10 protein-coding genes are annotated in these 11,571 nt (G+C 63.6%); 5 read left to right on the plus strand and 5 right to left on the minus strand.

The genetic code is table 11. The features are described from left to right. Positions 1–28 precede the first annotated feature (28 nt). The 3 genes from BX591_RS20795 to BX591_RS20805 form a co-directional block, all read right to left on the minus strand. Positions 29–1,147, minus strand: a complete 1,119-nt coding sequence (locus BX591_RS20795; protein WP_111933193.1) for a 3-deoxy-7-phosphoheptulonate synthase — start codon at positions 1,145–1,147, stop codon at positions 29–31. A gap of 158 nt (positions 1,148–1,305) precedes the next feature. After that, positions 1,306–2,226 (minus strand): DUF72 domain-containing protein, encoded by a 921-nt coding sequence (locus BX591_RS20800; protein ID WP_111933194.1) that lies wholly within the window; start codon positions 2,224–2,226, stop codon positions 1,306–1,308. A 38-nt stretch (positions 2,227–2,264) separates the two neighbouring features. Next, on the minus strand, positions 2,265–2,987 hold the full coding sequence (locus BX591_RS20805; protein ID WP_111933195.1) for a TetR/AcrR family transcriptional regulator: 723 nt from the start codon (positions 2,985–2,987) through the stop codon (positions 2,265–2,267). Positions 2,988–3,301: 314 nt separating this feature from the next. On the opposite strand from BX591_RS20805, the gene BX591_RS20810 reads away from it, so the two are divergent. The 4 genes from BX591_RS20810 to BX591_RS20825 all read left to right on the plus strand — a co-directional run bounded on the left by BX591_RS20810 (position 3,302) and on the right by BX591_RS20825 (position 9,105). Then, positions 3,302–4,492 carry an isovaleryl-CoA dehydrogenase gene (locus BX591_RS20810; protein WP_111933196.1) on the plus strand — a complete coding sequence of 397 codons (1,191 nt, stop codon included), beginning with the start codon at positions 3,302–3,304 and terminating at the stop codon, positions 4,490–4,492. Positions 4,493–4,520: 28 nt separating this feature from the next. Then, positions 4,521–6,128, plus strand: coding sequence for a carboxyl transferase domain-containing protein (locus BX591_RS20815; RefSeq protein WP_111933197.1), 1,608 nt, complete (start codon positions 4,521–4,523; stop codon positions 6,126–6,128). 54 nt (positions 6,129–6,182) lie between these two features. Then, positions 6,183–6,968 carry an enoyl-CoA hydratase/isomerase family protein gene (locus tag BX591_RS20820; protein ID WP_111933198.1) on the plus strand — a complete coding sequence of 262 codons (786 nt, stop codon included), beginning with the start codon at positions 6,183–6,185 and terminating at the stop codon, positions 6,966–6,968. 112 nt (positions 6,969–7,080) lie between these two features. Further along, a complete protein-coding gene (locus BX591_RS20825) occupies positions 7,081–9,105 on the plus strand; it encodes an acetyl/propionyl/methylcrotonyl-CoA carboxylase subunit alpha (RefSeq protein WP_111933199.1) in 2,025 nt (674 codons plus the stop codon). A 27-nt stretch (positions 9,106–9,132) separates the two neighbouring features. Here the strand turns inward: BX591_RS20825 and BX591_RS20830 are convergent, their stop codons facing one another. Then, positions 9,133–9,924: a phosphate/phosphite/phosphonate ABC transporter substrate-binding protein gene (locus BX591_RS20830; RefSeq protein WP_111933200.1), complete on the minus strand. Its 792-nt coding sequence runs from the start codon at positions 9,922–9,924 to the stop codon at positions 9,133–9,135. 19 nt (positions 9,925–9,943) lie between these two features. Next, complete coding sequence (locus tag BX591_RS20835; RefSeq protein WP_111933201.1) at positions 9,944–10,222, minus strand: DUF1488 family protein; 279 nt, start codon at positions 10,220–10,222, stop codon at positions 9,944–9,946. A gap of 365 nt (positions 10,223–10,587) precedes the next feature. On the opposite strand from BX591_RS20835, the gene BX591_RS20840 reads away from it, so the two are divergent. Beyond that, positions 10,588–11,298 (plus strand): HD domain-containing protein, encoded by a 711-nt coding sequence (locus tag BX591_RS20840; protein ID WP_111933202.1) that lies wholly within the window; start codon positions 10,588–10,590, stop codon positions 11,296–11,298. The last annotated feature ends 273 nt before the right edge of the window (positions 11,299–11,571 follow it).

The raw sequence follows: 11,571 nt of genomic DNA on the forward strand, positions 1-11,571 counted from the left end.
GGCTGGTGCGGCGCGTGGGTTTTTGTCGTCAGCCCGCGCGACGCTTGCGGGTGGCGGCGGCCAGCGTCTCCAGCACCGGTTCGGTTTGCGTCCAGCTCACGCACGCATCCGTGATCGACACGCCGTAACGCAGCGGCACCCCGGCTTTCAGATCCTGACGGCCTTCTTCCAGATGACTTTCCAGCATCACGCCGATAATGCGGCGCTCGTGCTGCGTCAATTGTTGCGCCAGATTTTCCACCACGTCCAGTTGACGCAAATGCGATTTGCCGGAGTTCGCGTGGGAACAGTCGATCATCACCTGCTCGCGCAGACCGGCTGATTTGAGCGCGGCACAGGTCGCTTCAACCGATGTGCTGTCGTAATTCGGTCCCTGCTTGCCGCCGCGCAAGATCACATGCGCGTCGTCGTTGCCGCGAGTTTCGAAGATCGCGGCCATGCCCATTTTCGTCATGCCCATGAACGCGTGGCTCGCGCGCGCGGCGACGATCGCGTCCGCGGCGATCTGCACGCCGCCGTCCGTGCCGTTCTTGAAACCGATCGGGCAGCTCAAGCCCGAAGCGAGTTGCCGATGGCTCTGGCTCTCCGTCGTGCGTGCGCCGATTGCGCCCCACGCGATCAGATCGGCAATGTATTGCGGGCTCAGCAGATCGAGAAACTCGGTGGCCGTCGGCAAGCCGAGACCGTTGATGTCGAGCAGCAATTGCCGCGCGAGCCGCAGGCCTTCGTTGATGCGGAAGCTGCCGTCCAGACGCGGGTCGTTGATATAGCCTTTCCAGCCGACCGTGGTGCGCGGTTTTTCAAAGTAGACGCGCATCACGATCAGCAGATCGTCCTTGTACGACTCGGCGGCGTGCTTCAGCTTGCGGGCGTATTCGATGGCCTGATCGTGGTCGTGAATCGAACACGGGCCGACGATCAGCACGAGCCGGTCGTCGCGCCAGTGGAGAATGTCGGCGATTTCCGCGCGGGTCTTTTCGACGAGCGTCTGCACCGAGGGCGGGACCGGCAATTCGTCTTGCAGCAGTGCGGGGGAAATCAGCGGACGGACCGCGCCGATGCGCGTGTCGTCGATGCGCGTGGTGTCCTGGGTGGCGTCGGCCGAGCCGACTTCCTGATCGTGCAGGGGATTGTCGAGGGCGCTCAAGATATTCTCCCGGACCGGGTGAGGCGACAGCCTCACGGTCTATGTATGTGAGTGGGGGCGGATTCGCTGCCGGGATTATGACACTCGCGCATGACGGCCCGCATGCGGGTGGTCATGCGCGCCAGCAGGCGGTCAGGGTACGGGCCGGAGCGCCCCGCTCAGAGCCGTTCGATTAGCGCCATGGCGGCGGCCGGATTGCGTTCCTTGAAGCCGCTGATCACGTACAGATAAACGTCGCGCGCGGCGATTTTCGATGGCGGCTCGGCGGACGTTTCCAGATCGTCCGGCGTCGTGCCCGCGGCAAGCCGACGCGCGCGTTCGGCCCAGGCGTCGAGGGTTTTCGTCGCGTAGCCCTTGGCGTGTTTGTCGGTGGTGCCCATGATGCGGGCGTACACGAACGGCGCGGTCAGGTCCGCGATCTGCGGGTAATCGCTGTCGCCGGCCAGCACGACGGCCACCTGGTATCGGCGGGCCAGCGCGATGAATTCCGGCGTCTTGAAGCTCTCGTTGCGGACTTCGATTGCGTGCCGCAGCGATTGTCCTTCAATGCTCGGCGGCAGCAGTTTCAGAAAGGCCTCGAAGTCTTCGGGGTCGAATTTCTTGGTGGTGGCGAATTGCCAGTTGATCGGGCCGAGTTTCTGTTTGAGCAATAGCACGCCGCTCGCGAAGAAACGCTCGATCGTCTCGCTGGCGTCCGCGAGTACTTTTCGATTGGTGGCGTAACGTGGGGCCTTGAGCGAAAAAACGAAATCGTCCGGGGTTTCCTGATACCACTTCTCGTAACTCGACGGCTTTTGCAAACCATAAAACGTGCCGTTGATTTCGATCGACGTGAGGTGCCGGCTCGCGTACTCGAGTTCGCGGCTTTGCGTGAGATCCGCGGGATAGAACGGGCCGCGCCACGGCGCGTAGGTCCAGCCGCCAATGCCGACGCGGATGTTGGCGGTCGGGCTGGTTTTAGCGGCTTTGGCGGGCGTGGCAGCGCCTGCGGGTTGAGCTGTTTTCGCGGCTTCTCTGGTTTTAACGGTTTTTGCAGTTTTTGCGGGTTTTGCAGCTTTTGCGGGTTTTGCATCAGGCACGTGCACGCTCCTTCAGGCTTCAACTCGAAAGCGGTAGGTTAGCGTTTTTTCGCCGCCGCCTCGAACCGCCGGTTCGCCTCCGCCACTTCCGCCCGAAACTGCTGCAACGCGCTAACCGCCGGGTCCGCCGGCGTGAGCGCGGCCCACAGGACGTCGATCAACTGATCGGCGGTCGCGTCGATGTCGATATGCCGGTTCGCCAGCGTGGCGTCCCACAGCACATGCTCCATCGGTCCGAACACCATCGACCGCAGCAAACGCAACGGCATGTCGGCGCGAATCTGTCCGCTCTCCTGGCCTTGCGCGAGGACGCGCATCAACGGTGCGGTATAGCGGCGCTGCAACTCGGTGAGCGCCTCGCTCAACTCGTGATGCCGCGCGCGCCCCTCGGACAGCACCAGCGCGCACAGATCGGTGCCGTTCACCAGCATCAGCCGCAAATGCGTACGCACGATGAACGCGAACTGCTGACGCACGTTGCCGTCACGCGGCAGGCCGGATTCGATCGCCTCGATGATCTCGTCGTACCAGTCGCCGATCACCCGTGCGCACAACTCGCGCTTGCCGCGAAAGTAGCTGAACACGGTCGCCTCGGAAATGCCGAGGCGTTGCGCGATCTCCGCGGTCGTGGCGCGCTCGTAGCCTTTCTCGGAGAACACGTCGCGCCCCGCCTGAAGAATCTCCTTCACGCGCTGCTGTGACTTGCGCCCGGCCGGCTGGCGGCGCGAGGCGGGTAACTCGACCTTCAGGGCAACCGTCATATGAGTCAAGTTCAGATTTGAGAGGCGGAAGCGGCCGGAAGCACGGCCGGAACGCAGGCCGAATCAGCCTGTCTACGCCGATGCTATCACGCCACGCCCGTTTCGGATGCGCCCCGGATGATTTATGAGTAACACTCAAAAATACCTATTGACGCTTACGTCAATCTAGCGTGAAATGCGGCTTGAACGTTTCGCGCCTCGTGCGTGACGACAGGGGCGGCCCACAAGGCCGCCGCCGTCCGCCGAGCCGCACTCGGATTCGCCGGCAGCCTGACCTGGCTGCCCGGCCGCCAACGAACTCTGGAGACACCGCAATGCGCAACCTGCCCGGTTTGCAATTCCCGCTCGGCGAAGAAATCGAAATGCTGCGTGACAGCATCGCGGGATTCGCTGCCAAAGAAATCGCTCCGCGCGCAGCGGAAATCGACCGCACGGACCAGTTTCCCATGGACCTGTGGCGCAAGTTCGGCGATCTGGGCGTGTTGGGCATGACGGTCTCGGAAGAATACGGCGGCGCGAACATGGGCTACACCGCCCACATGATCGCGATGGAAGAAATCTCGCGGGCATCGGCGTCGGTCGGTTTGTCGTACGGCGCGCATTCGAATCTGTGCGTCAACCAGATTCACCGCAACGGCACCGCCGCGCAAAAACAGAAATATCTGCCCAAACTGGTCTCCGGCGAACACGTCGGCGCGCTCGCCATGAGCGAGCCGAACGCCGGTTCGGACGTGGTCAGCATGAAGCTGCGTGCGGAAAAGAAGGGCGACCGCTACGTGCTGAACGGTACCAAGATGTGGATCACCAACGGCCCGGACTGCGACACGCTGGTGGTCTACGCCAAGACCGATCCCGAAGCGAATTCGCGCGGCATTACCGCGTTTATCGTCGAGAAGGGCATGCAGGGTTTTTCGGTCGCGCAGAAGCTCGACAAGCTCGGCATGCGCGGCTCGCACACCGGTGAGCTGGTATTCGAGAACGTCGAAGTGCCGGAAGAAAATATTCTCGGTCAGCTCAACGGCGGCGTGAAGGTGCTCATGAGCGGCCTCGACTACGAACGCGCGGTGCTCGCGGGCGGCCCGACCGGCATCATGGTCGCGGTCATGGACGAGGTCGTGCCGTATATCCACGACCGCAAGCAGTTCGGTCAATCCATCGGCGAATTCCAGCTGATTCAGGGCAAGGTGGCCGATCTGTACACCACGTTGCAGGCATGCCGCGCGTATCTGTACGCGGTGGGCCGTCAACTCGACACGCTCGGCACCGACCACGTGCGCCAGGTGCGCCAGGTGCGCAAGGATTGCGCCGGCGTGATTCTCTACACCGCCGAAAAAGCCACGTGGATGGCCGGCGAAGCGATCCAGATTCTCGGCGGCAACGGTTATATCAACGAGTATCCCGTCGGCCGCTTGTGGCGCGACGCGAAGCTCTATGAAATCGGCGCGGGCACCAGCGAAATCCGCCGTATGTTGATTGGCCGCGAGCTGTTTGCCGAGACGGCTTGAGCGTGAACCCTTCAGGAGAAAGCACGCCATGCCGATCATCGAATCAAAGCTGAATCCGCGCTCGGACGACTTCCGCGCCAACGCGACGGCGCTCGAAGCGCTGGTCGCCGATCTTCGCGCGAAGATCGACCAGCTCGCGCTGGGCGGCGGCCAGGCCGCGCGCGACAAACACACGGGCCGCGGCAAACTGCTGCCGCGCGAGCGCATTGCGCAACTGCTCGATCCGGGCACGCCGTTTCTCGAGTTCTCGCAACTCGCCGCGTACGACATGTACAACAACGACGCGCCGGGCGCGGGCGTGATCACCGGCATCGGCCGGATCGCGGGGCAGGAGTGCGTGATCGTCTGTAACGACGCAACCGTCAAAGGCGGTACCTACTATCCCGTCACCGTGAAAAAGCATGTGCGGGCACAGGAAGTCGCCGCGGAAAATCATCTGCCGTGCGTATATCTGGTCGACTCCGGCGGCGCCAATCTGCCGAATCAGGACGACGTATTTCCGGATCGCGATCACTTCGGCCGGATCTTTTTCAACCAGGCGAATCTGTCGGCGGCGGGCATTCCGCAAATCGCCGTGGTGATGGGCTCGTGCACGGCGGGCGGCGCGTATGTGCCGGCCATGAGCGACGAGTCGATCATCGTGAAGAATCAGGGCACGATTTTTCTCGGCGGCCCGCCGCTCGTGAAAGCCGCTACCGGTGAAGTGGTGAGCGCGGAAGATCTCGGCGGCGGCGACGTGCATACGCGTCTGTCCGGTGTGGTCGATCATCTCGCGCAGAACGACGCGCACGCGCTGGGGATCGCGCGCAGCATCGTCGGCAATCTGAATCGCGTGAAGCAGGTGCCGGTCGCGTTGCAGGAGCCGAAGCCACCGCGCTACGACGTGAAGAGCATGTACGGCGTGATTCCCGTCGACACGCGCAAGCCGTTCGATATCCGCGAGGTGATCGCGCGGATCGTCGACGATTCCGCGTTCGACGAATTCAAGGCGCGCTACGGCACCACGCTCGTCTGCGGTTTCGCGCATATCTGGGGGCACCCGGTCGGCATCGTCGCGAACAACGGCATTCTGTTTTCCGAGTCGGCGCTCAAGGGCGCGCACTTTATCGAACTGTGCTGCCAGCGCAAGATTCCGCTGGTGTTTTTGCAGAACATCACCGGCTTCATGGTGGGCCGCAAATACGAAAACGAAGGCATTGCGCGTAACGGCGCGAAGATGGTGACGGCCGTGGCCACGGCGAAGGTGCCGAAGTTCACGGTGATTATCGGCGGGTCGTTCGGCGCGGGTAATTACGGCATGTGCGGCCGGGCGTATTCGCCGCGCTTCCTGTGGATGTGGCCGAACGCGCGCATCTCGGTGATGGGCGGCGAGCAGGCGGCATCGGTGCTGGCCACGGTCAAGCGCGACGGTATCGAAGGCAAGGGCGGCGCATGGAGCGCCGAAGAAGAGGAAGCGTTCAAGCAACCGATCCGCGACCAGTACGAACATCAGGGCCACCCGTACTATGCGAGCGCGCGCCTGTGGGACGACGGCGTGATCGATCCGGCGCAAACGCGCGACGTGCTCGGCCTCGGTCTGTCCGCCAGCATGAACGCACCGATCGAAGAAACGCGTTTCGGCGTGTTCAGAATGTGACGTGCGCACTGCACGAGCACGGTCACAGTCATGCAACCCCGCGCAGGAGCCACGATGCAATACGAAACGCTGACGCTTGAAGTGTCCGCCCGGATCGCCACGGTCACGCTGAATCGCCCGGACGTGCGCAACGCGTTCAACGAAACGATGATCGCTGAGATTACCTCGGCCTTCACGTCGCTGAACACGCGCAGCGACGTGCGCGCGGTGGTGCTCGCCGCGAACGGCAAGGCCTTCTGCGCGGGCGCCGACCTGAACTGGATGAAGAAAATGGCGGGTTACTCGGACGACGAGAACCGCGCCGACGCAATGCTGCTGGCGAACATGCTGGCGGCGATCTATCGCTGCAACAAGCCGGTGATCGCACGCGTGAACGGCGACGCATACGCGGGCGGCATGGGCCTGATTTCCGCGTGCGATATCGTGGTGGCGGTGGAGAGCGCGCGGTTCTGTCTGTCCGAAGCGCGTCTCGGCCTGATTCCCGCGACCATCGCGCCGTATGTGATTCGCGCGTTGGGCGAGCAGGCGTCGCGCCGCTACTTCACGACCGCCGAGCAGTTCGATTGCGCGACGGCGTTACGCCTGGGCCTCGTCAGCGAAGCGGTCAACGCGGAGCAGCTGGATGCGACCGTGCAGCAGATCGCCGGCACGCTCTGCGCGAACGGACCGCAAGCGGTGCGCGCGTGCAAGCAGCTCGTGCAAGACATCGCGGGCCGCGAGTTGAACGACGCGCTGATCGAAGACACGGCGGCGCGTATCGCGCGCACGCGGGCCGGCGCGGAAGGCCGCGAAGGTGTCGCGTCGTTCCTCGAAAAACGCACGCCTTCCTGGCGCGACTGAAACAGCACGAACGCGTGAGCGCCGCATCTTCTCCGGAGCGCCGCACGGCTCTGACCAGAAGCGGGCCCCGAAAAACAGCCCCGAACAACGGCACACTTCATCGAGACATTTCATGTTCAACAAGATCCTGATTGCCAACCGCGGCGAGATTGCGTGCCGCGTCGCCGCGACCTGCAAGCGGCTCGGCATCGCGAGCGTGGCGGTCTATTCCGATGCGGACGCCGACGCGAAACACGTAGCCGCCTGCGATGAGGCCGTGCATATCGGCGGATCGAGCGCGAAAGAAAGCTATCTGCGCGTCGAGCGCATTATCGAAGCCGCGCGCGCCACCGGTGCGCAAGCGGTGCATCCGGGCTACGGCTTCCTGTCGGAAAACGAAGACTTCGCGCAGCAGTGCGAGGCGGCCGGCATCGTCTTTATCGGACCGCCGGTCGCGGCGATTGCCGCGATGGGCTCGAAGGCCGCCGCGAAGGCGCTGATGCATGCGGCGGCCGTGCCGCTCGTGCCGGGTTATCACGGCGACGACCAGGACCCGGCGTTGCTGCACCGTGAGGCGGACACGATCGGCTATCCGGTACTGCTGAAGGCGAGCGCCGGTGGCGGCGGCAAGGGCATGCGGGTCGTCGAACGCAGCGAGGATTTCGTGGCCGCGTTGGCGTCGTGCAAGCGCGAGGCCGCGAGCAGCTTCGGCAACGACCGCGTGCTGATCGAAAAGTATCTGACACGCCCGCGTCACGTGGAAGTGCAGGTGTTCGCGGACCGCCACGGCGGCGCGGTGTATCTGTTCGATCGTGACTGCTCGGTGCAGCGGCGTCACCAGAAGGTGCTGGAAGAGGCGCCGGCGCCGGGTTTGTCCGCTGAAATCAAGCGCGAAATGGGCGAGGCGGCGGTCGCTGCGGCGCGCGCGGTGAATTACGTCGGCGCGGGTACGGTCGAGTTCATCATGACGCCCACCGGCGAGTTCTACTTCATGGAAATGAACACGCGCCTGCAGGTCGAGCATCCCGTCACCGAAATGGTGACCGGGCAGGACCTGGTGGAATGGCAACTGCGCGTGGCCGGCGACGAACCGCTGCCGCTCACGCAGGAACAACTCAAGCTCGACGGGCACGCGATCGAAGCGCGCATCTATGCGGAACATCCGGCGCGCGGCTTCTTGCCGTCGACGGGTACGCTCAAGCATCTGCGTATGCCGGAAGGCGTGGAGTTCGTGATCGGCATGGGCGAGCCGGGACGCAAGGCGCCGGTGCGGATCGATAGCGGCGTGCGCGAAGGCGACACCATCACGCCGTTCTACGATCCGATGATCGCCAAGCTGATCGTGCATGGCGCCACGCGCGAGGAAGCGCTGGCGCGCATGAACCGCGCGCTGCATGCGTGCGAGGTGGTCGGCCCGCATACCAACGTCGAGTTTCTGCAGCGCATTGTCACGAGCGAACCGTTCGCTACGGGCGATCTGGATACCGGTTTGATCGAACGTCATCACGACGCGCTGTTCGCGCCGGTGGAGAAGCCATTCAAGGACGCGCTGGCGCTCGCCTGCGCCGCGCTGCTGACACGCGAAGGCGGGGCCGTGCATGGCGCGTCGCCGTGGGATGCGTTGTCGCATTGGCGGCTCAATAGCGGCTACACGCAGACGCTCGGCTGGCGCAATCTCGACGACGAAAGCACGTTCACCGTCACGTTCGCCCGCGACGGCGCGACGCAAACGCTGGAACACGACGGCGTGCGCGAAGGCTTTAGCTGGTCGGGCGGCGCGGGCGAGCACGAATTCCGCGCGACCATCGGCGATGCACGCGCGACCGGCCGCGTGTTCGTGGATGGCGACACGTTCCATGTGTTCTGCCTCGGCGAAACGTTGGCGTTCGAATGGCAGAACCTGCTCGCGCATGCCGCGGATGCGGAAGGCGGCGAGGGCCGTCTGACCGCGCCAATGCCGGGTAAGGTGATCGCGGTGCTGGTCGAACCGGGCACGGTGGTGGAGAAGGGCACGCCGCTGATCGTGATGGAAGCGATGAAGATGGAACACACGATCGGCGCGCCGGCGACGGGCACGGTGTCGGAAGTGTTGTATGCGGTCGGCGATCAGGTGGCCGACGGTGCGCAGCTTCTGGTGCTGGACGTGCAGTCGGCGTAAAGCTCAGGCGTAAAGCTGGCTTTAAGCTCAGGCGAGGCGCGGATAGCCGGCGGCGCGCGCTTCGTTTTCGAGTTGCTCGATGCGTGCGTAGTCGGCGAGCGTCAGTGTGGAAAAGCCCTGCAAACGCAGGCGTTTTGCGCGTTCGGCCTGGCTGGCGAGGGAGTCGTTCAACGCCTCGCGTAGAGCTTCGATAGTTTGCGACGGCACCGTGTTCGACGCGATCAGCGGAAGTCCCGGCGACGGCGCCGTCACGCCGATCCGGCGCACTTGCCGCGCGAGTTCCGGCATTTCATCGGCGATGAAAGCGAACGTGACGCAGTCGATCGCGGCGACGTCCGCGCGATTTTCCGCGACCTCACGCAACGAGCCGAGATGCGAACCGGTCCGCACCACAGCACTGAAGAATGCGCCGCCGTGTGCGAGCGGTGCCACGGCGTGGCGCAACACGTTCATGCCGCTATTCGAATCGTCCTGGTTGTAGGCGGCACGTGCACCGCGGCAAGCGCTTAGCGTGTCAAAGGGTGCGTCGGCGCGCGTAATCAGCACGCTCGAATAGTCCGCGCCTTCGCAACCCGGCGCGTCGAAGCGCGGCGTGGCGATCAACTGAACCTGCTCGTGCAAGCCATGCATCAGCGGATAGCCGCAGGTCTGCGAGATCAGCAGATTGGGGCGGCGCCAGAAGCCGTGCAATTCTTCGTCGGGTTCGACGATGCGGCAGGCGGGCTTGACCCGGAGCAGCACGCCGGTCAGCCACTCGCGCCATTCGAAGGCGAGAGCGGGCGAGACGTTATACATCGGCAGGGCGGCGATCCAGGTCATGAGCGCGATTCTGGCACACCTAATGTCTGACCATTCGGAATTCGTCGAGGCCGAGCCACACCGACTCGGTCGGCCGGAACGTCCATTTGCGTGCCGCGACGGAGAGGATCTCCTGCTGCGCGTCTTCGAACGCGACGAGCAGGTCCTGCTTGCGCTTGCTGGCCGCGCCGCAGAAGGTGATCAACGCCTCGGCGCTGACTTCGAAAATCTGCACGCGATCATCGCAGCAGACCCGGAACGCGACGGTTGCGCATTCCGTGACACAGGGCCGAAACCCTTCATCGACATAAACCGACATGGCGACCTCCCCACACACGCCCGAGGTGTCAGGATGACAAATCGTAAGGCGAAGGTATGTGGGGGAACCGGCATTCGGGGCGAATTGGAGGTGACCGACGCAGCTGCGATCCGGGTGGGAAAACCCGGTCGGCTATTGGTGCGTGGGCCGCCCGGCGAGCCATTCCGCCTGCCACCTCGCCGTGCCAAAGCGCGCTGGCAGCATACACGGCAACGTTGGCAGACTTCAGCGGCCCAACTTCGTTGCCCGCCGGCAGCCGTTAGCCAATACTGGTTTCAGCGCGAGGCCTGGATGCAAACCCACTGCACCAGGCGGACAACTGGAGAGCATGTGCCCTCTATCCAACCATTAGCGAAGGAACCGACATGACTAACACTCACATCGCAGGCATCGAGATACCCGACAGCGCCATTGCACGCGCCGCGACCGAACTGGTTCGCGATACCGAAACCGATCTGCTGTACAACCATTCGCGCCGCGTTTTCCTGTTCGGCGCGCTGAGCGGCAACCGCAAAGGCCTGAAGTACGACCCGGAACTGCTGTACCTCGGTGCGATGTTCCACGACATGGGCCTGATGCCGGCCTATAGCAGCGAGAGCTATCGCTTCGAAGTGGACGGTGCGAATGCGGCGCGCGATTTCATGACCCAGTACCGTATGAACGAGTACGACATCGACCAGGTGTGGGCGTCGATCGCGCTGCATACGACGCCGGGTGTTCCCGAACACATGAAGCCGGTCGTCGCGCTCGTGACCGCCGGGGTCGAGATGGACGTGCTGGGTCTGAGCTACCACGAGTTCAGTGACGATCAGCGCAACCAGGTGGTGGCGGCCCACCCGCGCGAAAAGACCTTCAAGAACGGCATTATCGACGCGTTCGCGCAAGGAACGATCAAGAAGCCCGAGACGACATTCGGCAACGTCAAGGCCGACGTGCTGGAGTTGCGCGATCCGTCGTACAGGCGGCTGAACTTCTGCCAGATCATTCTCGGTTCGGCATGGGACGACAGTCACGCCGACCACGCTCATCATGCCGGTTGCGCATGCACGGGCGGCGCAGCGGCACAGGGTGAATGACGGAAGGGTTCGATTCGACCCAGGCTGTGTGGAAACCCGAGGAGATTGCAATGCGACGCATGATTGCTGACCGCCGCAGTGCGTTTGGTTGCCTTTGCGGCCATCAATGGGACGACGAGACTGCGAGCCTCTCCAACGCGTTCCAGACGAGTTTATGGCTTTTTTCAGGGCCTAAAGGGGTTCTCACGCACCCACCAGCCGCATCGCCTTCATTGTCTTTTTAAAGCCCAGGATTCTCAGCACTCGCGTGAGATTGTAGGCGAGTACGTTCAA

This window comes from Paraburkholderia bryophila (genome assembly GCF_003269035.1).
GTDB lineage: Bacteria > Pseudomonadota > Gammaproteobacteria > Burkholderiales > Burkholderiaceae > Paraburkholderia > Paraburkholderia bryophila.

What these genes read in the sequence shown, in the direction of transcription:
- BX591_RS20830 (WP_111933200.1), bottom strand. Translation starts at nt 9,924, where the DNA reads ATGACCTGGATCGCCGCCCTGCCGATGTATAACGTCTCGCCCGCTCTC.
- BX591_RS20805 (WP_111933195.1), bottom strand. Translation starts at nt 2,987, where the DNA reads ATGACGGTTGCCCTGAAGGTCGAGTTACCCGCCTCGCGCCGCCAGCCG.
- BX591_RS20825 (WP_111933199.1), top strand. Translation starts at nt 7,081, where the DNA reads ATGTTCAACAAGATCCTGATTGCCAACCGCGGCGAGATTGCGTGCCGC.
- BX591_RS20820 (WP_111933198.1), top strand. Translation starts at nt 6,183, where the DNA reads ATGCAATACGAAACGCTGACGCTTGAAGTGTCCGCCCGGATCGCCACG.
- BX591_RS20815 (WP_111933197.1), top strand. Translation starts at nt 4,521, where the DNA reads ATGCCGATCATCGAATCAAAGCTGAATCCGCGCTCGGACGACTTCCGC.
- BX591_RS20835 (WP_111933201.1), bottom strand. Translation starts at nt 10,222, where the DNA reads ATGTCGGTTTATGTCGATGAAGGGTTTCGGCCCTGTGTCACGGAATGC.
- BX591_RS20840 (WP_111933202.1), top strand. Translation starts at nt 10,588, where the DNA reads ATGACTAACACTCACATCGCAGGCATCGAGATACCCGACAGCGCCATT.
- BX591_RS20810 (WP_111933196.1), top strand. Translation starts at nt 3,302, where the DNA reads ATGCGCAACCTGCCCGGTTTGCAATTCCCGCTCGGCGAAGAAATCGAA.